This is a genomic window from Stenotrophomonas indicatrix, from assembly GCF_050573115.1.
GTDB lineage: Bacteria > Pseudomonadota > Gammaproteobacteria > Xanthomonadales > Xanthomonadaceae > Stenotrophomonas > Stenotrophomonas lactitubi_A.
In genome coordinates this window covers 109,203-132,053 of sequence record NZ_JBNYZT010000003.1, presented here as the reverse complement: position 1 = coordinate 132,053, position 22,851 = coordinate 109,203, and the positions used below count along the sequence as shown (strand labels likewise).

The 22,851-nt window shown below is 66.2% G+C and carries 18 protein-coding genes and 1 riboswitch; of the genes, 9 read left to right on the top strand and 9 right to left on the bottom strand.

The features are described from left to right. The first annotated feature begins 144 nt into the window (after positions 1–144). Positions 145–1,380 carry a cell division protein FtsZ gene (gene ftsZ / locus ACQ5SA_RS09435; protein ID WP_025876577.1) on the top strand — a complete coding sequence of 412 codons (1,236 nt, stop codon included), beginning with the start codon at positions 145–147 and terminating at the stop codon, positions 1,378–1,380. A gap of 193 nt (positions 1,381–1,573) precedes the next feature. Beyond that, complete coding sequence (gene lpxC / locus ACQ5SA_RS09430) at positions 1,574–2,485, top strand: UDP-3-O-acyl-N-acetylglucosamine deacetylase (protein ID WP_223494239.1); 912 nt, start codon at positions 1,574–1,576, stop codon at positions 2,483–2,485. A 280-nt stretch (positions 2,486–2,765) separates the two neighbouring features. Here lpxC and ACQ5SA_RS09425 read toward each other — a convergent pair whose 3' ends face one another. Further along, positions 2,766–3,215, bottom strand: coding sequence for a DciA family protein (locus ACQ5SA_RS09425; RefSeq protein ID WP_230110841.1), 450 nt, complete (start codon positions 3,213–3,215; stop codon positions 2,766–2,768). A 12-nt stretch (positions 3,216–3,227) separates the two neighbouring features. Here ACQ5SA_RS09425 and ACQ5SA_RS09420 point away from each other — a divergent pair, with 12 nt between their 5' ends. The 3 genes from ACQ5SA_RS09420 to ACQ5SA_RS09410 all read left to right on the top strand — a co-directional run bounded on the left by ACQ5SA_RS09420 (position 3,228) and on the right by ACQ5SA_RS09410 (position 8,245). After that, positions 3,228–4,181 (top strand): M23 family metallopeptidase, encoded by a 954-nt coding sequence (locus ACQ5SA_RS09420; RefSeq protein WP_108267187.1) that lies wholly within the window; start codon positions 3,228–3,230, stop codon positions 4,179–4,181. A gap of 296 nt (positions 4,182–4,477) precedes the next feature. Beyond that, on the top strand, positions 4,478–7,195 hold the full coding sequence (secA, locus tag ACQ5SA_RS09415) for a preprotein translocase subunit SecA (protein WP_499314076.1): 2,718 nt from the start codon (positions 4,478–4,480) through the stop codon (positions 7,193–7,195). A 96-nt stretch (positions 7,196–7,291) separates the two neighbouring features. Continuing rightward, positions 7,292–8,245 (top strand): Nudix family hydrolase, encoded by a 954-nt coding sequence (locus tag ACQ5SA_RS09410; RefSeq protein ID WP_499314075.1) that lies wholly within the window; start codon positions 7,292–7,294, stop codon positions 8,243–8,245. Between the two features lie 152 nt (positions 8,246–8,397). Here ACQ5SA_RS09410 and ACQ5SA_RS09405 read toward each other — a convergent pair whose 3' ends face one another. From ACQ5SA_RS09405 to ACQ5SA_RS09385, 5 genes are read right to left on the bottom strand one after another with little or no spacing between them, the layout of a single operon-like run. Continuing rightward, entirely contained in the window at positions 8,398–8,976 is a 579-nt protein-coding gene (locus ACQ5SA_RS09405; RefSeq protein WP_499314074.1) for a DUF4124 domain-containing protein, read from the bottom strand. A 41-nt stretch (positions 8,977–9,017) separates the two neighbouring features. Beyond that, a complete protein-coding gene (metF, locus tag ACQ5SA_RS09400) occupies positions 9,018–9,845 on the bottom strand; it encodes a methylenetetrahydrofolate reductase [NAD(P)H] (RefSeq protein WP_499314073.1) in 828 nt (275 codons plus the stop codon). A 40-nt stretch (positions 9,846–9,885) separates the two neighbouring features. Next, positions 9,886–11,193: a sensor histidine kinase gene (locus ACQ5SA_RS09395; RefSeq protein WP_499314072.1), complete on the bottom strand. Its 1,308-nt coding sequence runs from the start codon at positions 11,191–11,193 to the stop codon at positions 9,886–9,888. Further along, on the bottom strand, positions 11,190–11,879 hold the full coding sequence (locus ACQ5SA_RS09390; RefSeq protein WP_425507244.1) for a response regulator transcription factor: 690 nt from the start codon (positions 11,877–11,879) through the stop codon (positions 11,190–11,192). Before ACQ5SA_RS09390 ends, ACQ5SA_RS09395 begins: the two co-directional genes overlap by 4 nt. Before the next feature lie 2 nt (positions 11,880–11,881). Further along, complete coding sequence (locus ACQ5SA_RS09385; RefSeq protein WP_499314071.1) at positions 11,882–13,006, bottom strand: DJ-1/PfpI family protein; 1,125 nt, start codon at positions 13,004–13,006, stop codon at positions 11,882–11,884. 105 nt (positions 13,007–13,111) lie between these two features. Here ACQ5SA_RS09385 and ACQ5SA_RS09380 point away from each other — a divergent pair, with 105 nt between their 5' ends. Continuing rightward, complete coding sequence (locus ACQ5SA_RS09380; protein ID WP_230110830.1) at positions 13,112–13,669, top strand: DUF3228 family protein; 558 nt, start codon at positions 13,112–13,114, stop codon at positions 13,667–13,669. Between the two features lie 76 nt (positions 13,670–13,745). Next, positions 13,746–14,381: a TonB family protein gene (locus ACQ5SA_RS09375; RefSeq protein WP_230110829.1), complete on the top strand. Its 636-nt coding sequence runs from the start codon at positions 13,746–13,748 to the stop codon at positions 14,379–14,381. A 67-nt stretch (positions 14,382–14,448) separates the two neighbouring features. Here ACQ5SA_RS09375 and ACQ5SA_RS09370 read toward each other — a convergent pair whose 3' ends face one another. The 3 genes from ACQ5SA_RS09370 to ahcY form a co-directional block, all read right to left on the bottom strand. Continuing rightward, positions 14,449–14,943: a hypothetical protein gene (locus ACQ5SA_RS09370; RefSeq protein WP_499314070.1), complete on the bottom strand. Its 495-nt coding sequence runs from the start codon at positions 14,941–14,943 to the stop codon at positions 14,449–14,451. Then, positions 14,943–15,416 (bottom strand): Cys-tRNA(Pro) deacylase, encoded by a 474-nt coding sequence (ybaK, locus tag ACQ5SA_RS09365; protein WP_447944651.1) that lies wholly within the window; start codon positions 15,414–15,416, stop codon positions 14,943–14,945. Before ybaK ends, ACQ5SA_RS09370 begins: the two co-directional genes overlap by 1 nt. A gap of 250 nt (positions 15,417–15,666) precedes the next feature. Further along, positions 15,667–17,127: an adenosylhomocysteinase gene (gene ahcY / locus ACQ5SA_RS09360; RefSeq protein ID WP_499314069.1), complete on the bottom strand. Its 1,461-nt coding sequence runs from the start codon at positions 17,125–17,127 to the stop codon at positions 15,667–15,669. A gap of 36 nt (positions 17,128–17,163) precedes the next feature. Beyond that, positions 17,164–17,246: riboswitch (S-adenosyl-L-homocysteine riboswitch) on the bottom strand. Between the two features lie 123 nt (positions 17,247–17,369). Between ahcY and ACQ5SA_RS09355 the strand changes: the two genes are divergently transcribed. Next, the gene (locus tag ACQ5SA_RS09355) at positions 17,370–19,886 is read left to right on the top strand and encodes a S9 family peptidase (protein ID WP_499314068.1); all 2,517 of its coding nucleotides are present in this window, start codon (positions 17,370–17,372) and stop codon (positions 19,884–19,886) included. 172 nt (positions 19,887–20,058) lie between these two features. Then, positions 20,059–22,770, top strand: a complete 2,712-nt coding sequence (ppc, locus tag ACQ5SA_RS09350; protein ID WP_499314246.1) for a phosphoenolpyruvate carboxylase — start codon at positions 20,059–20,061, stop codon at positions 22,768–22,770. Positions 22,771–22,851 lie beyond the last annotated feature (81 nt).

Below are 22,851 nucleotides of genomic sequence, written 5' to 3'. Positions count from 1 at the left end.
CCGGGCTCGCCCGGTTGCAACACCGGCAACACGACGCAACACCGGCAACACATAACCCACACAGCCGCAACGACGGCATGCAGCACGAAGGCAGGACGCCCGAAGGCCCATGCAATCGAAAGCGGATACAACGAGGACACGGACATGGCGCATTTTGAACTGATCGAAAAGATGGCACCCAATGCGGTGATCAAGGTGGTTGGCGTGGGTGGCGGCGGCGGCAATGCCGTGGCACACATGGTCAACTCGGCAGTGGATGGCGTGGAATTCATCACCGCCAACACCGACTCGCAGGCCATCAAGAATTGTGGTGCCAAGCTGCAGCTGCAGCTGGGTACCAATGTCACCAAGGGCCTGGGCGCAGGCGCGAATCCGGAAGTCGGCCGCCAGGCTGCGCTGGAAGACCGTGAGCGCATCATGGACGCGCTGCAGGGCGCGGACATGGTGTTCATCACCGCTGGCATGGGCGGTGGCACCGGTACCGGCGCTGCGCCGGTGGTGGCACAGCTGGCCAAGGAGATGGGCATCCTGACCGTCGCCGTGGTCACCAAGCCGTTCCCGTTCGAAGGCCGTCGCCGCATGCAGGTCGCGCTGAAGGGCATCGAAGAACTGAGCCAGCACTGCGACTCGCTGATCACCATTCCCAACGAGAAGCTGATCACCGTGCTGGGTCGCAACGCGACCATGATCCAGGCCTTCCGTGCCGCCAACGACGTGCTGCAGGGCGCCGTGCAGGGCATCGCCGACCTGATCGTGCGTCCGGGCCTGATCAACGTCGACTTTGCCGACGTGCGCACCGTCATGTCCGAAATGGGCCTGGCGATGATGGGTACCGGTACCGCCCGCGGCGATGACCGCGCGCAGGCTGCGGCCGAGTCGGCCATCCAGAACCCGCTGCTGGACGATGTGAACCTGGCCGGCGCCAACGGCATCCTGGTCAACATCACCGCCGGTGCCGACTTCACCATGGCCGAGTTCGACGAGATCGGCCGCACCATCGACGGCTTCGCTTCGGAAGACGCGACCGTGGTGGTGGGTACCGTGCTCGATCCGGACATGCAGGACGAAGTGCGCGTGACCGTGGTCGCCACGGGTCTGAACCGCGTCTCGGCCAGCAAGACCCAGCGTCCGGGCGAGCGTGCACCGATCAAGCTGGTCCGCAACGCCACCACCGGCCAGCCGGAGTTCGGCGAGTTCGACAACGGCGGTGATGCGGTGTCCAAGGCCGTCGGCGGCATGGGCCTGGGCCTGCGTCGGGCCAGCAGCGACAGCGTGGCAGCTTCCACCCCGTCGGCTCCGGCCTCCTCGGCCCCGGCCGCGGCGGAACTGCCGAACGATTACCTGGACATCCCGGCGTTCCTGCGCCGCCAGGCGGACTGATCGACGCTGCCCGGGGCTTGTCCCCCCCGGGTTGCGCCACCATGTCCTGAAAACGCGGGCGCCGGGCCAGGATGGGCCCGGCCGCCCTGCTTCACGCGCGTCCTACCGGCGCGCCGGTGTGTCCTGCCGGCGTTTCAGTCGGGGTAGGGGACCCTGCGTGTTAATCTAATGTGTCACTTCCGGTCGTCCCCCCATGATCCAGCAACGCACCCTCAAGAACACGATCCGCGCCACCGGCGTAGGCCTGCACAGCGGTGACAAGGTCTACATGACCCTGCGTCCGGCGCCGGTCAACCATGGCATCGTGTTCCGGCGCGTGGACCTGGACCCGGTGGTGGAAGTACCTGCGAAGGCCGAGCTGGTCACCGAAGTGACCCTGTGCACCGGCCTGACCTGCAACGACGCCAAGATCCAGACCGTCGAACACCTGATGTCGGCCCTGGCCGGCCTGGGTGTGGACAACATCATTGTCGAACTGTCCTCGGCCGAGCTGCCGATCATGGACGGTTCGTCCGGCCCGTTCGTGTTCCTCCTGCAGTCGGCAGGCATCGTGGAACAGGACGCGCCCAAGCGCTTCATCCGCGTGCTGAAGACCGTGGAAGTGACCGAGGGCGACAAGATGGCCCGCTTTACCCCTTACGAGGGTTACAAGCTGGGCTTCACCATCCAGTTCGACCACCCGATGATTCCGGCCAAGCAGTCGCGACAGGAAATCGAGTTCTCGACGATGGCCTACACCAAGGAAATTTCCCGCGCGCGCACCTTCGGGTTCATGCGCGATCTGGAATACATGCGCGAGCGCAACCTCGGTCTGGGCGGTTCGATGGACAACGCCATCGTGCTCGATGAGTTCCGCGTGCTCAACGAAGACGGCCTGCGCTACGCCGACGAATTCGTGCGCCACAAGATCCTCGACGCGATCGGCGACCTCTATCTGGCCGGCGGCCAGGTGCTGGGCGCCTACGAGGGCTTCAAGTCCGGCCACGCGCTCAACAACAAGCTGGTGCGGGCGCTGATGGCCGATGCCACCGCCTGGGAATGGGTCACTTACGACTCGCCCGCGGTTGCGGACCCCGTGGTGTACGCCACGCCGGCGTATGCCTGATTTCGCAGGCTATTGATTTCAAAGACAAAAACGCCGCCTTCCAGGGCGGCGTTTACGTTTCCGGTATTCCTTCAGGCGCTGGCGCATCCGGTGACGCGACGGTCGGGCCGAAGTCACGGTTTTGTGAACCTGTTGGATCGGAAGCCTGAATTTAACGTTGTTTTAACAACAATCTAACGACTGGCCCCCCGGGGCCAGCTAGGATGCGATCCGGCCCCCGAAATGTTTCACGCTGCGGTGACACGCGCGACGGGGAGTGGAGCAGGACGCTCCGCTGCTTTCAGGTTTCCCGCTTCGGTTTCGAAGGAAGGTCCTGCAGAGCTGCCAAGGCGTCGCGTAGCCCTTTGTGCGTGGCGGCTGAAACTGCGTGGGGTCCATTCCGGTTGTCGAGCGCTGGGGAGCGCGTGGGAGTGGGAGACGCAGTCTTGACGGTCACCTTGGTGGCCTTCAGCCCGATGGACCGGGCCGCGTCGAGCAACTGGGCTTCGGCAAGCCGCAACTTGGCATGCCAGACCGGGGACTCGACGAGAAAAACGAGGTGTTCCCCGTCCACATTGGCCAGCCGGCAACGGCTGCGCAGAGGTGGCGGCAACTGGGGGCGCAACTGACGGTCCAGCGCGTCGAGCCACATGGCACGCCGCAGCGGGTTCCCGCTTTTGTCCGCCATCACTACATCCAGGGCCGGTTTCGGTCTGGATGCGGGACGAACGCTGGATTTCGGCTCAGACATGAAAACTCACTGATGGCATTTAAAAAGATCGTAATCAAAACGCGTGAAGGACAGGCCAAATCGGCGCTCACGCGTTTGCGGTTCTACTTCGAGGACCGCCCCCGAGCCCTGCTGGGCAGCGTGCTCGGCGCAGGTTGCATTATCGGCCTTGCCGGCGGCATTGGTGCCAGCGCGCTCAATGATTCGCGCCTGCAGGCCAAGGTCGACCGCCAGGAGGCCGAGCTGGCCAAGGTCCAGCGCGATGCGCAGACCCAGGTCAACGCGCTGGCCGCCCGCCTCGGCGAGCTGCAGGCACAGGCCACCCGCCTGAACGCCCTGGGCGAGCGACTGACCCAGATGGGCAAGCTGGAAGACGGCGAATTCGACTTCAACGAGACCCCCGGCCTCGGTGACGGCGATGCCGGCGGCCCGACCGCCGACATCCCGGTGAAGGACGTCAACGCCGACTTACAGGTGCTGGAGCAGCGCTTCGCTGCTTCAGGCCGCCAGTTGTCGGTGATGGAATCGCTGATGTTCGACCACCAGCTGCAGCAGAACGCCGTGCCTTCGCGCATGCCGATCCGCAACAGCTACGTCACTTCCGGCTTCGGTACCCGCGCCGATCCGTTCGGTCGCGGTGCCGCTACCCACAAGGGCATGGACTTCCACGCCCGCGTCGGTGACCCGGTGATGTCGGTGGCCGACGGCGTGGTCAGCTTCTCCGGGGTCAAGGGCGGCTACGGCAACGTGGTTGATGTTGACCACGGTAATGGCTACGTCACCCGCTACGCGCACAATTCGCGCTTGGTGGTGAAGGTCGGCGATCTCGTCCGCGCCGGCCAGGAAGTGGCCAAGGCCGGTTCCACCGGTCGTTCGACCGGCGCCCACGTGCACTTCGAAGTGTGGGAGAACGGCAACGTGGTCAACCCGCGCAAGTTCCTCGGCGATGGCGGAAATACCCCGGTCGGGCGCATCACCCGCGGTTGATCCACGGGTCGGATCCCTTCCGCGCCGCGGAGGGGCTCTGACCCGATCCGGATGAGGGCTGGGGTCAGAGCCCTCTCGCCGTGGCGAAGGGGATCCGACCCCGTATCCCGCCGCATCTTTGCCGATTCCGCGACGATTGCGACCCGATGGCGCTTGATGCAGGGTTGAAACCCCAGCGGCCCATCCCAAGCTACAATGGGTGTTGCCATCGACAGGGCGCCAGGCGCCCTGTTTCGTTTGCGGCGGACGGATCCTCCCGGAGCCGTGCGGCATTCCCATCCAACCCGGTTCCTTCAATGATCAACAGCCTGCTTACCCGCGTATTTGGCAGTCGTAATGAACGACAGCTGCGCCAGCTCAACCGCATCGTCGCCAAGATCAATGCGCTGGAGCCGGAGATCGAGAAGCTTTCCGACGAGCAGCTGCAGGCCAAGACGCCGGAGTTCAAGCAGCGCATTGCCGGTGGTGAAGCCTTGGACAAGGTGTTGCCGGAAGCCTTCGCGGTCTGCCGCGAAGCCGGTCGCCGCGTGCTGGGCATGCGCCACTACGACGTGCAGCTGATCGGCGGCATGGTGCTTCACCTGGGCAAGATCGCAGAAATGCGCACCGGTGAAGGCAAGACCCTGGTGGCAACCCTGCCGGTGTACCTCAACGCGCTGGAAGGCAAGGGCGTGCACGTGGTCACGGTGAACGACTACCTGGCCCGTCGCGACGCCGCGCAGATGGGCAAGCTGTACAACTGGCTCGGCCTGAGCGTGGGCGTGGTCTACCCGGGCATGCCGCACAGCGACAAGCGTGAAGCCTATGGTTCGGACATCACCTACGGCACCAACAACGAATTCGGTTTCGACTACCTGCGCGACAACATGGCGCTGTCCAAGGCTGACCGCTACCAGCGCGGCCTGCACTACGCCATCGTCGACGAAGTCGACTCCATCCTGATCGACGAAGCGCGTACCCCGCTGATCATCTCCGGCCCGGCCGACGATTCCCCGGAGCTGTACATCCGCGTCAACCGCATCGTGCCGAACCTGGTCAAGCAGGAAGCGGAAGACGGCGAGGGCGACTTCTGGGTCGACGAGAAGGGCAAGCAGGTGCACCTGTCCGAAGCGGGCATGGAGCACGCCGAGCAGCTGCTGGTCGACGCCGGCATCCTCGATGCCGAGACCGAAGGCCTGTACGCGGCGCAGAACCTGACCGTGGTCCATCACCTCAACGCCGCGCTGCGCGCGCACGCCATCTACCAGCGTGATGTGGACTACATCGTGCGCGATGGCGAAGTGGTCATCGTCGACGAATTCACCGGCCGTACCCTGGCCGGCCGCCGCTGGTCCGATGGCCTGCACCAGGCGGTGGAAGCGAAGGAAGGCGTGCCGGTCCAGCGCGAGAATCAGACGCTGGCGAGCATCACCTTCCAGAACCTGTTCCGCATGTACAAGAAGCTGTCCGGCATGACCGGTACGGCCGATACCGAAGCGTTCGAATTCCAGAGCATCTACGGCCTGGAAGTGGTGGTGATCCCGACCAACCGTCCGACCATCCGCAAGGACAGCCCGGACCAGGTGTTCCTCAACCGCAAGGGCAAGTTCAATGCGGTGCTGGCCGACATTGAAGAATGCGCCAAGCGTGGCCAGCCGGTGCTGGTGGGTACCACCTCGATCGAAACCTCGGAAATGCTGTCCGAGCACCTGCGCAAGGCGGGTGTGAAGCACGAAGTGCTCAACGCCAAGCAGCATGACCGCGAAGCGACCATCGTCGCCAACGCCGGTCGTCCGGCCGCCGTGACCATCGCCACCAACATGGCCGGTCGCGGTACCGACATCGTGCTGGGCGGTTCGCTGGAAGCGGAAATCCACGAGCTGGGCGAAGGCGCGACCGACGAGCAGAAGGCGGCGATCAAGACCGAATGGCAGAAGCGCCATGACGCGGTCAAGGCTGCCGGCGGCCTGCACATCGTCGGCACCGAGCGCCACGAATCGCGTCGTATCGACAACCAGCTGCGTGGCCGTTCGGGCCGCCAGGGTGATCCGGGTTCGTCCCGTTTCTACCTGTCGCTGGAAGACAACCTGATGCGCATCTTCGCCTCCGACTGGGTGCAGAAGGCCATGCGCATGATGGGCATGAAGGAAGACGACGTCATCGAAGACCGCCTGGTCAGCCGTCAGATTGAAAAGGCGCAGCGCAAGGTCGAGGCCCACAACTTCGACATCCGCAAGAACCTGCTGGACTTCGACGACGTCAACAACGACCAGCGCAAGGTGATCTACGCCCAGCGCGACGAACTGCTTGACGCTGAGTCGGTGAAGGACAACGTCGATGGCATCCGCGACGACGTGATCTTCGACATCGTCGCTCGCTTCGTGCCGCCGAACTCGGTGGACGAGCAGTGGGACCTGCGTGGCCTGGAAGCCACCCTGCAGTCGGACTTCGGCGTGGACATGTCGCTGGCCGATCTGGTCAAGTCGCACGAGGAACTGGACGCCGAAGGCATCACCGCCAAGGTGCAGGAACGCATCAACCAGCACTTCGCCGAGAAGGAAGCGGGTGTGGGCGAAGAGACCATGCGCGCACTGGAGAAGCACGTGATGCTGACCGTGCTCGACCAGAGCTGGAAGGAGCACCTGGCCCGCATGGATTACCTGCGCCAGGGCATCTACCTGCGCGGTTATGCGCAGAAGCAGCCGAAGCAGGAATACAAGAAGGAAGCCTTCGAGCTGTTCTCGGACATGCTGGAGAACGTCAAGCGCGAAGTGGTGACCCTGCTGGCCCGCGTGCGCATCCGCAGCGACGAGGAAGTGCAGGCACTGGAAGCGGCCGAGCGGCAGCAGGTGGAAGCCCGCCTGAAGCAGTCGCAGTTCCAGCACCAGGACGCAGGCGGCTACAGTGCCGATGAGGAAGCGGCGCAGGTCGAGGCGGCCCAGCTGCAGCGTGACGAGCCGAAGATCGGCCGCAACGATCCGTGCCCGTGCGGCAGCGGCAAGAAGTACAAGCACTGCCACGGCCAGCTGAGCTGACCCCCGGAGAGCCCCGCGAAAGCGGGGCTTTCCTGTTCTGGGCCTTGAAGCGCTCCGCGATTGCGCCGGTGCCCCGGTTTTCGGCATGCTCCCCCCATGCCTTCCCCGAAACGATCGATCCACGTCGTAGCCGCCGTCATCACTGACGCCCGCGGCCGCATCCTGCTCAACCGCCGTACCGAAAGCCGCGACATGGCCGGTCTCTGGGAATTCCCGGGCGGCAAGCGCGAGCCCGGTGAGACCTCCGAGCAGGCGCTGGTGCGCGAGCTGCACGAGGAGCTGGGCATCGAGGCCGAGGTGGGCGAGTGGATCATGGACGTGCCGCAGCGCTACCCGGACAAGGACCTGACCCTGGAAGTGCGGCATGTGCGCAGCTGGAAGGGCACCCCGCGCGGACGCGAGGGCCAGGCCATCACCTGGGTGGCGCCGGACAAGCTGGTCCGCTATTCCATGCCGCCGGCCGACCTGCCGGTGGTGGCTGTACTGCGGCAACCGGACTGCTACCTGATCACCCCAGCGCCAGAGGCCGATGAGGGCGGCCTGCAGCGCTGGCACGGCCAACTGCAGCAGGCGGTCGCATTGGGTCAGCAACGCATCCAGCTGCGGCTTCCTGCCGAGCATCCGCAGCGGCAGGGCATGATCGAGCAGGCCGTGCGCACGCATCGGCGCGGCGTGCAGTGGCTGCTCAACCGCGATATCGAGCTGGCCCGCACCCTCGGCGTCGGCGTACACCTGGGAAGCGAGCAGCTGCAGTCACTGCAGGAACGGCCGCTGCCGGCCGGGCAGCTGGTGGCGGCCTCCTGCCACGACCTTGAGCAGCTGTTGGCCGCGCAGCGGCTGGGCTGTGATTTCGCCGTGCTGGGACCGGTGCAGGCCACTGCGAGCCATCCTGATGCCGTGCCGTTGGGATGGGAGGCCTTCGCCGCGATGCGTGCGCAGGTTTCGCTGCCGATCTATGCGCTTGGCGGAATGACGCCGCAGCATGTGTCCGAGGCCCGCCGTCATGGCGGGCAGGGCATCGCCGCCATCCGAGGTCTGTGGCCGGTGTAGCGCCATACACGGGGTCGGATCCCCGCGACGCGGGGCTCTGACCTCCGCGCTCGAATCCGGGGTCGGAGCCCTTTCCGCAGGAAAGGGATCCGACCCCTCACCGCAGGCAGTAGATCCACGCCATGCGTGGATGACCGCTCAACGGAACCCGCTCACAACGTAATCCAGAAGCACCCATATTGCCGCCGCAGGCCCAGCACGGTCGCCGCGCGCGTGGCACTGCCCGGCAAGGTCTGCTCCAACCGCAAGCCGACCGGATGGCGCCGCGCAGTCGGCACTGGTGCCGTCTCCAATTCCTGCGCAGCAGCGCCCGCGCCCTCATCCACATCCTGCCGCGGATACACCGGCACCACATCCACCAGCGGCCGCCGTACCACCGATTCCAGCTGGCCAAGAATGCGCTGTGCGCCGGCATCAGACACCGCGCCCCACAGGTACAGCGAAGAGAGTCGGTTCACGTCACCGATGCTGACCGCCGTGTGCAGCGCCTGCACCAGTTCACTCAAGCGACGTGGGCAGTTGCTGCCGAGGCTGTCGCGTTGCAGGGTGTTGCCGGAAGGCGCCGACGGTGGCCGCCGGGACTGCGCACCCAGGCTGTCGCAGGGGCGGTCGGTGTAGACACTTTGTCCCTGCGGATCGGTGCAGCGGTTCAAGCGCGTGGGTTGCGCCTGTGCGACAGCGCAAACGCCGGGCAGCAGCAGGAGCAGCAACAGGGACAGGACGACCTTCATCGACGCAGCGTAGCGCCGATTGCGATAACGCAGCGTACTTTTCAGCCGCGCAGCAGCTTCAGTACCGAGACCGTCGGCTTGGCCAGGTTCAACGTGTAGAAATGGAGGCCCGGTGCGCCCCCTTCGATCAGGCGTTGGCACAGCTTGGCTACCACTTCGGCGCCGAAGGCGCGCACCGATTCGGCATCGTCACCGTAGGCCTGCATCTTGCGGCTGATCCAGCGCGGGATCTCCGCACCGCACTGTTCGGAGAAGCGGCGCAGCTGGCTGAAGTTGGAGATCGGCATGATGCCCGGGGTGATCGGCACCTGCACGCCGAGCCGCTGCACTTCGTCGACGAAGTGGAAGTAGGCATCGGGATTGAAGAAGTACTGGGTGATGGCCGCATCGGCACCGGCGTCGATCTTGGCCTTGAAATGCTTCAGGTCGAGCAGTGCGTCCTGCGCCTGCGGGTGCGTTTCCGGATACGCGCCCACTTCGATGCGGAAGGCATCGCCGTGTTCGGCGCGGATGAAGGCGATCAGTTCGGAGGCGTAGCGCATGTCGCCGGGGAAGCCCATGCCCGAAGGCAGGTCGCCGCGCAGCGCGACCAGGCGGCGGCAGCCGATGGCGCGGTACAGCTTGAGCAGCTCACGGATCTCCTGGCGGGTGCCGCCCACGCAGGACAGATGCGGTGCCGCCTCGAAGCCGTGGTGCTGGTTGAGATGGCGCACGGTCTCGGAGGTGTAGCTGAGGGTCGAGCCACCGGCGCCGAAGGTACAGGACACGTACTCGGGGGCATACGCCTTCAGCTTGGCCGCGGCACGGTCCAGCTGGGTGCGCTGTTCGTCGGTCTTGGGCGGATAGAACTCGAAGCTGATGGCGGTCATGGCACGGACGGCGGCGGCGGGTTCGGATCAGTATATCTCTTCATCGAGATGGATGTGCGACGGGGGCGTGAGATCGGCCGCGCAGGATCGCCCGCACGCCCAGGGCGTGTCGTTCGATCCGCAGCTGCAGGCCATGGTGATCGCACAGGCGACGCATGATCTCCAGGCCGAGACCGTTGCCCAGGCTGTCTTCGCCTTTTTCAAAAGGGCGTGGATCGGGCCAGTGGCCAAGGGATGCGTCGCTGCCGGTGCTGTTGTACACCGACAGTTCGTCTGCTTCCATGCTGATGCGCACATGTCCCAGCGGTGTATGGGCGAAGGCATTGCCGATCAGATTGGCCAGCACCACGCGCAGCGCCGGTTCCGGCGCGCAGAGCGCCGCATCGTCGGTCAACGTCATCTGTACGTCCACCGGCCGTGCGCCAAGCAGGGGTGCCTGCTCAACAATGACCCGCTCCAGCAGCGGCACCAGACGCACCTGCGTGGCGGGTGCCGCCTCGTCCTCGCGGGCCAGGGCCAGCAATGCCGCCACCGCCTGCTGCAGCTGCAGTGCGGACAGGCGGATGTGCTGCAGGTGCTGCTGGCCGCGCTCGGACAGCCCGGGTTCGTGCAGCAACTGGCCAGCGGCGCTGGAAATCACCGCCAAAGGCGTGCGCAGTTCGTGGCTGGCATCACGGGTGAAGGCGTGCTCGCGGGCAACGAAAGCGGCCACCCGCGCGGACAACCGGTCCACGGCACGCGCCAGCACGCCGATCTCGTCATCGTCGAAGTGAGCAGCCAGCGCGGTGTCTCCCCGTGGCAGCAGTGGCAACGCCTCCACGTGCGCTACGAGCGTGTACAGAGGGCGCGTGCCACGCCGTGCAAGCCACACGCCCAGCAGGATCGCCAGCAGCACCATCACCAATGCGGTGCCGGCCAGCAGGGCCACTACTTCATCGCGGATCGGGCGCACCGCCAGTTGAGAGCTGACCTCGGCGATCAGCCAGGCAGGCCGTGACGGCGGTGGCGGATCCATGCGTCGCACGTGGTAGTGCCGGCCCTCGTTGCCGCTGAATTCAGAACGCCACGGCTCCTGGGTGAATGCGGTCTGCAGATCGCTTGGGAACGCGCTCGTGTCCTGATACAGGCGGATGGCCGCATCACCCGGCTCGCGCCACCGACCCGTAGCTGCATGGACGGCGAGCTGCGCCGTCGCTTCACGGGCCAGCTGTGCATTGAAAACGCTGTCTTCCACGGCGTACATGAAGACCAGCGAATACAACCCGAACACCGCAGCAATGAGCAGGGTGAAGGACGTAAACGCGACGACCAGGCGGCGGCGCAGGCGCTGGATCGGCCGCGGCTTCATGGCGAAGCCTCCAGTCGGAAGCCGACGCCGTGCACGGTGCGCAGCATCTCACCGTCGAATGGCCGGTCCAGTACCTGGCGCAGCAGGTACAGATGCGAGCGCAACGGATCGGAGGGGGGCGCTTCATCTCCCCACAGGCGTTGCACCAGTTCGCTGCGGGTGACGGTGCGCGGCCAGGCTTCGGCCAGCGCCAGCAGGATGCGTTGTGGAACCTGCTGCAGCTCCAGCGGCGTGCCGGCGCGCCAGGCCTGGCCACTGCGCCGGTCGATGCTCAACGCACCGATCTGCAGCAGGTTCGGTTGGCCCACGCGATGGCGCCGGGCGAGGGCAAGGCAACGGGCCAGCAGCTCTGCATCGTCGAACGGCTTGACCAGGTAGTCGTCCACGCCGGCAGCGAACCCCTGCAGCTTGTCGTCGATCGCATCGCGTGCAGTCAGCATCAACACCGGCACATGGCGGTCGCTGCATTCACGCAACCGCTGGCACAAGGTGATGCCGTCGATGCCAGGCAGTCCCACATCGAGCAGCAGCACGTCCGGTGGTGTTGCCAGCGCCAGCCGCAGGCCGACCTGGCCGTCGGCGGCGAAGTCGACCTGATGGCCCTGGGCCTGCAGCAGGTCGACGATGGCCGAGGCCAGCGGCAGGTTGTCTTCGATCAACAGCAGGCGCAGGCGCTCGGCGTCCATGATCAGGGCTGCATGCGGGCCAGGAGAGCCTTAGCTTCGTCCAGCTGCGGCTGCTTTTCCAGCAGTGCCTGCAATTGTTCGCGTGCCTGGGACGTCCTGCCAAGGCGCCAGTGCGCATCGGCGATGGCCACATCCAGTCGCGGTTCCTGCATGTGCGGGCGAGCCAGCTGCATGATGGCCAGTGCATCGGACACCTGTGTGCCATCGGCTGCGCCCTGCAGCTGCACGTACCCGAGCATACCGATCAGCTCCACGTGGAAATCGGTGCTGCGCTCGGCCAGCTGCCGCGCTGCGCTGTCATCGCGGCGCTGCAGGTGCTGCTCGACCAGGGCCATGCTGCGTTCGTCACGCCAGGGTTCGCGCGCTGCAGGAGTGCGACCGCTGGCACGCACGAAGGCATCGGCCAGGGCCGCGGTCGAGAACGGGTTCTGCCCGGTCAGCAGCCGGCCATCGACCACCACCTTGGGCATCATCAGCGGTGCCTCCTGCCAGTGCGCCCCCAGTTCGCGCATGCGCGGCTCCAGCTGGAAGCTGAACTCCTTCGCCCAGCGCTTGCCGAACTGGGTTTCCTCTTCCTCGGTGAAACCGGTCATCGCTCGGCCCTGCACAAGCGGGCGTCCATTACCCAGGCGTACCTCCGCCAGTGCGGCGGGGCCGTGGCAGACGGCGGCAACGACGCCGCCCTGTTCCCAGATGCTGGCGATGGTCTTCTGCAGGGCGATATCGCGTGGCAGGTCGAACATCGCGCCCTTGCCGCCGATCACCAGCACGCCTTGGTAATCGGCGGCACGAAGCTGTTTGGTGGGAAGCGTGGCAGCCAGCTTTGCAACCGCCTGCTTATCGGCAAGCAGCGCGGCATTGAATGCCTCGGCGGGGTTGTACTTGTCTGCTTCCACGGCGCCGCCGCGGGGGCTTGCCACATCGATGGCAAAGCCGTTGCGCTTGAGGATCAACCAGGCCTGGGCGAACTCGTCCATCTCGAAACCGGGACGGCTCTTGCCCTGGTCGCGGCCCTCGCTGCTGACCACCAGCAGCACGCGCGGCGGCTCTGGGGGAGCGGGGGCCGCAACAACGGCAAATGGCAGCAGGACCAGCGCCAGCACGTGGCTCGGGTTGAATCGGAACATGCTCGTCTCTCCTTGGGTGTGCGGCGCAGTCTGCGCGGCAGATGTGAAGCAGACTTCAAGCACGACGGCGGTTAACCTGAGTCCCTGTTCCCGCATTACATCGCCATGTCCATCGTCCTCACCGATTTCGCCCGCCCCCGTCTGTTCCCCCGCGTGCCGCGCGGCAACACCATCCAGGACTGCAGTGCCGAGCAGTTCGAGGCGCATCTCAACGCGCATGCGCCGCTGAAAGTGCTCGATGGCTATGCACCGTTCTGCAAGCTGTTCGTGTACGAGAACTGGACCAGCACGCGCTGCCTGACGGTGCCGATCACCGAGGCCAACCGGCACCAGCTGCGCAGCGGCTACGAAGCGCGCAACCGTGAGGAACTGCCGGTGCTGGTGCGCTGGTTCGAGGGTGTGGAATCGCCGCGGGCGAACTACCTGGTGGTGATCCTGTACAGCGCCGAGCAGTTGGCCAAGGAGGGCTCGCCCATTGATGCGGACTGGGGCATCGTCGGCTGCATCTACACCGCCGAAGCGGAAGAAGTGCCGATGGCACCGATCACGATGATGCGCAATGCGCTGGGCGTGGAGGAGGGCGGCTCCGGTGTGCCGCTGGACCGCGCGGCGTACCAGCGTGCGGTGGCGTTCTGGGAAAACAACGCCAACTGGCGGCCATGAATGCATAAGGGCCCGTAGCGCCATGCCATGCGCCACTGCCCTATGATCGGGCAGACAAACGCACGGAGGGCGGGGCATGGGTATCTGGGCAAGGAGGATCCCGCTGCTGCTGGCAGGCATGCTGCCGGCTGCCGGGGTGCTGGCGGCAACGCCTGACACGCAGGACGCGTGTTCGCCACTGCCCCCCACGTCCTGGCTGCGCGATGCGGGGGTGACCGCGTTGTCGATGCAGGCCCGCGAAGGCCGTTGCGTGGTGGAGGTGACGGCGGTCGATGGCAAGGCCCTGTTGCGCCAGCAGCAGATGCTGATGGTGCTTGCGCAGAAGGCCTGTGCCGCACCGGCGGAAGCAACCGTGGATGACACGCAGGTGTCACTGCAGCTGCGCCTGCCGAAGCGCTGCGCGGCGCGCAGCAGCCAGGATCTGTTCGCGGGCGACGAGACGGCCTGGATGCCACCCCGCGGTGTGTCACCGCGCTACCCGCGGGAGGCCATGCAGGAAGGGCTTTCCGGTCGCAGCCTGCTCAAGGCCGTGGTGGATGCGCAGGGCGCCGTCGCTGCAGTGGTTGTCGAAAGATCCAGTGGCCACGCGGTGCTGGATGAAGCGGCGGTTGAGGAACTGCGCGGCTGGCGCTTCACCCGCACCGACGCGAAGAATGCAGTGCCGGAATTGAGCATCGTGCGCGTACCGATGCGGTATGAATTGATGGATTAGCGGCTATGCCGCCCGCGCATGGTATTGATCTGCGCGCTACCGCAGTAGCGCCACGCCATGCGTGGCTTCAATCATCGGCGACCAAGGTCCACTCCCACCACGGGTAGTGGTACTCGCGGTCGGTGGCATCCCAGTGCTGGCTGCAGTTTGTGCAGGCCACCCGATGGCGGTCGCCCCAGCCGTCCTCGGCCACGCCCAGTTCCAGCAAGCTCACATGCCCCTGTTCGATCAGCCGGCGTGGGTTGAAGAACAGATAGTCCGGATACAGCGCGCACAGGCAGCCGCTGCGTTCACGCCAATAGCGCAGGCGGCGCAGTGCCGCTTTCAGATGCACATTGTTGCTGACCAGCGCCCCGCCCAGCTGCATGCCATTGCAGGCGTGTTGGATGCGTTCGGCATGTGGCGCCAGAGCGTCAAGCGACGTGGCGCTGAACAGCCGCGCCAGCTGGCTGCTGGCCGCATGGATACGGCTGGCATCGCGCGACAGCAGATCCTGCAGCAGCACGTCGGCCTGCGGATCGTCCAGCCGCGGTGGCGGCGATATGGACCAGGGCCAGCGCATCAACGGGGCCTGCCGATCGCGGCGTAGTGGCCGCCGGTCAGGCGCAGCAGGTCGGCCGGCACCAGCTCCACTTCCAGCCCGCGCCGCCCTGCGCTGACGTGCAACGTTGGCAGCGGCCGCGCGCTGGCATCGAGGAAGCTGCGCAGGCGCTTCTTCTGCCCCAGCGGACTGATGCCACCGACCAGATAGCCGGTGGCGCGCTGCGCGGCATCGACGGCGGCCATCTCGCACTTCTTGCACCCGGCCGCCTCGGCCAGTGCTTTCAGGTCGAGGTGGCCGGCCACCGGTACGATCGCTACCAGCAGCTCATGCGTTTCGGTGCTGGCCAGCAGCGTCTTGAACACCTGTGCCGGGTCCAGGCCCAGCTTTTCGACGGCCTCGCCACCGTAGGAATCGGCGTGGGCGTCGTGCACGTAGCTGTGCACGGTATGAGAGATCTTTTCGCGCTTGAGCAGATTGATGGCGGGGGTCATGGGGGAATCGTAGCGCGCAGCGCGCGGGTTGCCTTGACTGAGGCTACTGCGGGTGGCCGACGAACAGCATCCACGCATGGCGTGGATCTACCGGGTCAGGCTATGTAGGCAGTAGATCCACGCCATGCGTGGATACGGAACGCCCCGCGCACCAACGCAGAACGGGCGCCCGAAGGCGCCCGTCCATGTGTATCCGTTGCTGGGGTCAGAGCCCTTTCCGGTGGAAAGGGATCCGACCCCGCGCACGGCATCAGTAGCGGTAATGATCCGGCTTGAACGGACCTTCCACCGGCACGCCGATGTAGTCGGCCTGTTCCTGGCTCAGGGTGGTCAGCTTCACGCCGATCTTCTCCAGGTGCAGGCGGGCCACTTCCTCGTCCAGCTTCTTCGGCAGCAGGTACACCTTGTTCTCGTAGCTGCCCTTGTTGGCCCACAGGTCGATCTGGGCCAGGGTCTGGTTGGCGAACGAGTTGGACATCACGAAGCTCGGGTGGCCGGTGGCGCAGCCCAGGTTCACCAGGCGGCCTTCGGCCAGCAGGAAGATCGCGTTGCCAGCACTCCCATCAGATGCCGGGAAGATGTACTTGTCCACCTGCGGCTTGATGTTGACGTGCTTCACGCCCGGGAAGGCGACCAGCGCATCGACCTGGATCTCGTTGTCGAAGTGGCCGATGTTGCAGACGATGGCCTGGTCCTTCATCGCGCTCAGGTGCTCGATGCGGATGATGTCCTTGTTGCCGGTGGTGGTGACATACAGGTCGGCACGGCCCAGGGTCGACTCGATGGTGTTGACCTCGAAGCCTTCCATCGCGGCCTGCAGGGCGCAGATCGGGTCGATCTCGGTGACCACCACGCGCGCGCCGTAGGCACGCAGCGAGGCGGCGCAGCCCTTGCCCACGTCACCGTAGCCGCAGACCACGGCGACCTTGCCGGCCAGCATCACGTCCATCGCGCGCTTGAGGCCATCGGCCAGCGACTCGCGGCAGCCGTACAGGTTGTCGAACTTGCTCTTGGTGACCGAGTCGTTGACGTTGATTGCCGGGATCAGCAGGGTGCCGGCCTGTGCCAGCTGGTACAGGCGGTGCACGCCGGTGGTGGTTTCTTCCGAAACGCCCTTCCAGTCCTTGACCACGCGGCCCCAGTAACCCGGGCGCTCCTTGGCCACGCGCTTGAGCAGGTTCTTGATGACCTGCTCTTCGTGCGAAGCGGCCTTTTCGTCGACCCAGGTGCTGCCGTTTTCCAGCTCGTAACCCTTGTGGATCAGCAGGGTCACGTCACCGCCGTCGTCGACCACCAGTTCCGGGCCGGTCAGGGTGCCGTCGGCCAGGGTGAAGGTCAGCGCGTCCAGGGTGCAGTCCCAGTACTCTTCCAGCGACTCGCCCTTCCAGGCGAACACGGGGGTGCCGGTGGCGGCAATGGCCGCAGCAGCGTGGTCCTGCGTCGAGAAGATGTTGCACGAGGCCCAGCGCACGTCGGCGCCGATGTCCTTCAGGGTCTCGATCAGCACCGCGGTCTGGATGGTCATGTGCAGCGAGCCGGTCACGCGCACGCCCTTCAGCGGCAGGGTGGCGGCGTGCTTGCGACGGATCGACATCAGGCCCGGCATCTCGTGCTCGGCGATGTCCAGTTCCTTGCGGCCCCAGTCGGCCAGGGTGATGTCGCGGATCTTGTAATCACCTTCGGTGGAGAAGGTCTTGGCAACAGCATTCATGCAGTAGCTCCGGTTGTGGGCGAGCGGTTGCTCGCATCTAGCCGGGCGCCGTTGTTGCAAAGCCACCTGGCCGAGCCTGGCCGGTCTCAGAGGATCCGGTCGCAGCGCCCCTCGGCAGGGGAGGACGCCCATTATATCGCGCCTCTGCTGTGACACAGCGATGACCCAACCATCGGCAGATGGGCGGATGTGCATGGCCTGTTAAGGTCAAGGGCTTCACGCAGCGAACAGGTGGAACAATGATGAGCATGCACGCACGCCGCAGCCGGCGCCTGACTGGCCTGGTCCTGTCCATGGCCCTGCTGGCGGTGGTCCCGCAGGCCTGGGCAGCGGCCCCGCAGGCGGCGCCGGCCCAAGCGCAGGGCGTGACCGGCTATGAGCTGCCTTCGGCCGCACTGCAGGCGGTGGTCGACGCGCCGCGGGCGCCGTCGCTGTACCTGTCGCCGCGCCGCGATGTGGCCGCGCTGATGCAGATGCCGTCGCTGCCGTCGATCCAGGTGGTGGCGCAGCCGGAACTGAAGCTGGCCGGCCTGCGCATCAACCCGCGCACCTTCTCCGACAGCCGCTTCAGCTTCGGCCAGAAGCTGTGGCTGATGAACGTGGCCGACGGCAAGGAGCGGCAGATCAGCGGGCTGCCGGCCACGTTGTCGATTGCCAGCCTGACGTGGTCGCCGGACCAGAAGTGGCTGGCCTTCAACCAGGTCGATGCCGCTACCGGCGCCAATGAGCTGTGGCTGGTGGACGTGGCCGGCGGCAGCGCCCGTCGTCTGGTCGCCGGCCTGAACACCGTTCTGGGCAGTGGCTACCAGTGGTTGCCGGACAGCCGTGGACTGGTGGTGTTCACCCGCCCGGCCAACCTGGGCGCCGCGCCGGCCGCGGATGGCATTCCGACCGGCCCGGCCGTGCAGCAGACCAGTCAGGGCGGGGGCGTGGTGTCCATCCGCACCTACCAGGATCTGCTGAAGAACGAGGCCGACGCGCGCCAGTTCGATTACTACGCCACCACCCAGCCGGTGGAGGTCAGCCTGGACGGGCAGAGCCGTGCCATCGGTGCGGCCGGCATCTTCATGGGCTTTGCGGTGTCGCCCGATGGCCGCTTCGTGCTCAGCCAGCCGGTGCAGCGCCCGTACTCCTACGTGGTGCCGCTGGGCAGCTTCCCGCGCCGCATCGAAGTGCTCGACCGCAGCACCGGCAAGCTGGTGCACACCGTGGCCGTGCGTCCGTTGGTGGAGGGCTTGCCGACCGGCAACGATGCTGAAGTGACCGGCGTGCGTGACATCAGCTGGCGCGGCGATGCCGATGCCACCCTGGTCTGGGCCGAAGCGCAGGACGGCGGCGACCCGAACAGGGAAGCCAAGGTGCGCGATGCGGTGTTCATGCAGGCCGCACCGTTCGACACGCCGCCGGTGACCCTGGCCCAGCTCGGCAGCCGTTACGCCGGCATCAGCTGGGGCCGTGGCGACCTGGCCCTGCTCAACGAATCGTGGTGGAAGACCCGCCGCAGCAAGACTTGGCTGATCGCGCCGGACAACGCCAGCGCTGATGCCCGGCTGCTGTGGGACCGCGATGCGCAGGACCGCTATGCCGATCCGGGGCGCCCGCTGATGGCCAGCGATGACCGCGGCCGCTCGCTGCTGCAGACCACCGCTGATGGTGGCAGCCTGTATCTGGCCGGTGCCGGTGCATCGCCGGAGGGCGACCGTCCGTTCGTCGATCGCTTCGAGGTGGCCAGCGGCAAGGCGACCCGCCTGTTCCATTCGCAGGCACCGACCTACGCCGCACCGGTGACATTGCTGGATGCGCAGGCCAGTTCGCTGTTGATCAGCCGCGAGAGTCCGGACGAGCCCACCAACTTCTACGTGCAGTCGCTGGCCGACACCAACGCTGCACCGCGTGCGCTGACCCACTTCCCCCATCCGCTGCCGCAGTTGAAGGGCGTGCAGAAAGAACAGATCCGCTACAAGCGCAAGGATGGCGTGGACCTGACCGCGACCCTGCTGCTGCCGCCGGGCTATGACCCCAAGCGCGATGGCCCGCGGCCGCTGCTGATGTGGGCCTACCCGGGTGAGTTCAAGAGTGCGGCAGCCGCCAGCCAGGTGACCGATTCGCCGTACCGCTTCAACGCGATCAGTTACTGGGGCCCGCAGGCGTTCCTGGCCAAGGGCTACGTGGTGCTGGCCAGCCCGTCGATGCCGATCATCGGCGAAGGCGACAAGGAACCCAACGACACCTACATCGAACAGCTGGTGGCCAATGCGCAGGCCGCGGTGGACGAGGTGGTGCGGCGCGGCGTGACCGATCGCGAGCACATCGCCATCGGCGGCCATTCCTACGGTGCGTTCATGACCGCCAACCTGCTCGCGCACACCCGCCTGTTCAAGGCCGGCATCGCCCGCAGCGGTGCCTACAACCGCACGCTGACCCCGTTTGGTTTCCAGGCCGAAGAGCGCAACTACTGGCAGGCGCAGGATGTGTACCAGAAGATGGCGCCGTTCAACTACGCCGACAGGATCAAGGATCCGATCCTCTTCATCCATGGCGTGGACGACAACAATTCGGGCACGTTCCCGTTGCAGAGCGAGCGCATGTTCGCTGCGGTGAAGGGCCTGGGCGGCACGGCACGGCTGGTGATGCTGCCGAACGAATCGCATGCCTACCGCGCACGCGAATCGATCATGACCATGCTGGCCGAAAGCGAACGCTGGCTGGAACAGACCTTGGGTCCGGTGCAGCAGGGCAAGGCCAAGAAGACGCGCTGACCCGTCCTGGTAGTGCCGGCCGCTGGCCGGCACTCTCACGGACCTGCGCAACGTGAGGTTGCTGGCCAGCGGCCGGCACTACCAGATGAAACCATTTCTGCATCGCAGCATGGCACACGATCTGGTTTAGGCTTGGGGTCTGGATCCGTTGACCGAGGCCTGTGCGTCGCCGATGAACGAGTACCGCAGCAGTATCGAGTTTGCTTCCCCCGATCTTCCCCTGCGTGACGATGTGCGCCGTCTCGGCGCACTGGTCGGCGACCTGCTGGTCGAGCAGGTGTCGGCCGCGTTCCTCGATGACGTCGAGGACGTGCGTACGCGTGCCATCGCCCGCCGCGAGAACCAGGCGCCACTGTCCGAGTTGGCCGATGGCCTGGCCGGGCGTGCGCCGCTGCGGGCCGAGACCATGGTGCGGGCGTTCAGCACCTACTTCCAGGTAGTCAACATCGCCGAGCGCGTGCATCGCATCCGCCGCCGTCGCGACTACCAGCGCGCCGTTGCCGCCGCACCGCAACCCGATGGCCTGCAGGATGCCTTGCAGCACCTGAAGGCACAGGGCGTTGGCCTGGACGAACTGGCGCAGTGGCTGCCACGCATCGATATCGAGCCGGTGTTCACCGCGCACCCGACCGAGGCCGTGCGCCGCGCGCTGCTGGAAAAAGAGCAGCTGATGGTCGCCAGCCTGGTCGACAACCTCGACGGCCAGCGTACCCCCGGCGAAGCCGCCGCCGACGCCGCGCGCTTCCGCATGGCGTTGACTGCGTCGTGGCAGACCACTGATTCCTCGCCGGTGCGTCCGACCGTGGATGACGAGCGCGAACACGTCGGCTTCTATCTGGTGCAGGTGCTGTACCGGGTCATCCCGGTGCTGTACGAATCGCTGCAGCAGGCACTGCGCGATACCTATGGCGAGGAGCTGCCCTTGCCACGCCTGCTGCGATTCGGCACCTGGGTGGGCGGCGACATGGACGGCAATCCCAATGTGGATGCGCACACCATCCGCAACACGCTGGATGCACAGCGCGTTGCCGTGCTGGGCCAGTACCAGAAGGAACTGCTGCAGCTGGCCAGCCTGCTCAGCCAATCCACCGAACGGGTGGGGGTGAGCGATGCACTGCAGGCGCGTGTCGCGCATTACCAGCAGTTGCTGCCGCAGGTGCAGTCGCGGCCACGCCATGCCGACATGCCGTACCGGTTGCTCAACGACCGCATGCGCGCACGCCTGCAGGCCACGCTGGATGATGCCGACGGCGACTATGCCGGCCCGGACGAGCTGATCGATGACCTGCAGCTGATCCTCGACAGCCTGCGCGCGAACCGCGGCGAACATGCCGGCGGTTTTGCCGTGCAGCGCCTGCTGTGGCGGGTGAAGACCTTCGGCTTCCATCTGGCGCGGCTGGATGTGCGCCAGGAATCGAGCGTGCATGCGCGCGCGCTGGCAGCTGTGCTGGGTGGAGATGCTGCCTGGGATGCGTTGGATGCAGCGGGTCGTGCACGCCTGCTGGCGCCCCATGCCAGTGGTGAAACCCCCTTGCCGGTTGGCGATGATGAGGGCAACCAGCGCTTGGATGCGGTGTTTGCCGCATTGGCCGATGCGCGTGCGCGCCATGGTGGCGATGCGCTGGGCAGCTACATCATCTCGATGGCGCACGACCGTGGCGATGTGCTGGCGGTGCTGGCATTGGCGCGTCGCGGTGGCCTGGTCGATGACGCTGGCGACGTGCCGCTGGATATCGCGCCGCTGTTTGAAACCGTGGACGACCTCAAGCGTGGCACTGCAACACTGCGCGATCTGCTGGCCGATCCGGTGTACCGCGCGCATCTGCGTGCACGCGACGACGTGCAGATGGTGATGCTCGGTTATTCGGACAGCAGCAAGGACGGTGGCATTGCCGCCTCGCGCTGGGGCCTTCAACGCGCGCAGGTTGAGCTGCTGGAGGTGGCCGCCGAAGCGGGCCTGCGCCTGACCTTCTTCCATGGCCGGGGCGGCTCGATCAGCCGCGGTGGCGGCAAGACCACGCACGCGGTCGATGCCTCGCCACGTGGCAGCATCGATGGCCGCCTGCGGGTGACCGAACAGGGCGAAGTGATCCACCGCAAGTACGGCATCCGCGCGTTGGCGCTGCGTTCGCTGGAGCAGGCCACCGGTGCGGTGCTGCGCGCCAGCCTGCGGCCGCGTGCCGCCGAGCCGCGCGAGGAGGACTGGCGGCCGGTGATGGACGTGGTCGCCGGTTCCAGCAGCGAGGTCTATCGGGCGTTCGTCGGCCAGCCGCGTTTCATGGATTACTTCCGCACCGCGACGCCGATCGATGTGATCGAACGGATGACGCTGGGGTCGCGGCCTTCGCGCCGGCTCGGCCAGGATGCGGCGTTGACCAACCTGCGTGCGATTCCGTGGGTGTTCGCCTGGAGCCAGGCGCGCGCAGTGATTCCCGGCTGGTATGGCGTGGGCAGCGGCCTGCAGGCGGCGGTGGACGCCGGCCATGAAGCCACGTTGCGTGAAATGGCGCGGGACTGGCCGTTCTTCCGCACCTTCCTGGATGACATCGCGATGGTGCTGTCCAAGGGCGATATCACCATCGCCGAACAGTTCTCGCGCCTGTCAGGTGAGCTGCACGATGCGTTCTTCCCGCAGGTCGAACGCGAACTTGAACTGACCCGGCATTGGCTGCTGGCGCTGATGGAGCAGCAGACCCTGTTGGACCACGACGCGCGGTTGGCGCTGTCGATCCGCCTGCGCAATCCCTATGTGGACCCGATCAGCGTGCTGCAGGTGGACCTGCTGCAGCGCTGGCGCGAAAGCGGGCGCGAGGACGATGACCTGCTGCGTGCGTTGGTGGCCTGCGTGAATGGTGTTTCGCAAGGCGTGCAGAACACCGGTTGACCCGTTGCGGTAGTGCCGGCCGCTGGCCGGCAACCTCGAATGTGTTTCGGAACATCAGGAGGTTGCCGGCCAGCGGCCGGC

What these genes read in the sequence shown, in the direction of transcription:
- metF (WP_499314073.1), bottom strand. Translation starts at nt 9,845, where the DNA reads ATGACCGCCATCAGCTTCGAGTTCTATCCGCCCAAGACCGACGAACAG.
- ACQ5SA_RS09410 (WP_499314075.1), top strand. Translation starts at nt 7,292, where the DNA reads ATGCCTTCCCCGAAACGATCGATCCACGTCGTAGCCGCCGTCATCACT.
- ACQ5SA_RS09375 (WP_230110829.1), top strand. Translation starts at nt 13,746, where the DNA reads ATGGGTATCTGGGCAAGGAGGATCCCGCTGCTGCTGGCAGGCATGCTG.
- ACQ5SA_RS09390 (WP_425507244.1), bottom strand. Translation starts at nt 11,879, where the DNA reads ATGGACGCCGAGCGCCTGCGCCTGCTGTTGATCGAAGACAACCTGCCG.
- ACQ5SA_RS09355 (WP_499314068.1), top strand. Translation starts at nt 17,370, where the DNA reads ATGAGCATGCACGCACGCCGCAGCCGGCGCCTGACTGGCCTGGTCCTG.
- ybaK (WP_447944651.1), bottom strand. Translation starts at nt 15,416, where the DNA reads ATGACCCCCGCCATCAATCTGCTCAAGCGCGAAAAGATCTCTCATACC.
- ppc (WP_499314246.1), top strand. Translation starts at nt 20,059, where the DNA reads ATGAACGAGTACCGCAGCAGTATCGAGTTTGCTTCCCCCGATCTTCCC.
- secA (WP_499314076.1), top strand. Translation starts at nt 4,478, where the DNA reads ATGATCAACAGCCTGCTTACCCGCGTATTTGGCAGTCGTAATGAACGA.
- ACQ5SA_RS09385 (WP_499314071.1), bottom strand. Translation starts at nt 13,006, where the DNA reads ATGTTCCGATTCAACCCGAGCCACGTGCTGGCGCTGGTCCTGCTGCCA.
- ACQ5SA_RS09380 (WP_230110830.1), top strand. Translation starts at nt 13,112, where the DNA reads ATGTCCATCGTCCTCACCGATTTCGCCCGCCCCCGTCTGTTCCCCCGC.
- lpxC (WP_223494239.1), top strand. Translation starts at nt 1,574, where the DNA reads ATGATCCAGCAACGCACCCTCAAGAACACGATCCGCGCCACCGGCGTA.
- ACQ5SA_RS09405 (WP_499314074.1), bottom strand. Translation starts at nt 8,976, where the DNA reads ATGAAGGTCGTCCTGTCCCTGTTGCTGCTCCTGCTGCTGCCCGGCGTT.
- ACQ5SA_RS09425 (WP_230110841.1), bottom strand. Translation starts at nt 3,215, where the DNA reads ATGTCTGAGCCGAAATCCAGCGTTCGTCCCGCATCCAGACCGAAACCG.
- ahcY (WP_499314069.1), bottom strand. Translation starts at nt 17,127, where the DNA reads ATGAATGCTGTTGCCAAGACCTTCTCCACCGAAGGTGATTACAAGATC.
- ACQ5SA_RS09395 (WP_499314072.1), bottom strand. Translation starts at nt 11,193, where the DNA reads ATGAAGCCGCGGCCGATCCAGCGCCTGCGCCGCCGCCTGGTCGTCGCG.
- ACQ5SA_RS09370 (WP_499314070.1), bottom strand. Translation starts at nt 14,943, where the DNA reads ATGCGCTGGCCCTGGTCCATATCGCCGCCACCGCGGCTGGACGATCCG.
- ftsZ (WP_025876577.1), top strand. Translation starts at nt 145, where the DNA reads ATGGCGCATTTTGAACTGATCGAAAAGATGGCACCCAATGCGGTGATC.
- ACQ5SA_RS09420 (WP_108267187.1), top strand. Translation starts at nt 3,228, where the DNA reads ATGGCATTTAAAAAGATCGTAATCAAAACGCGTGAAGGACAGGCCAAA.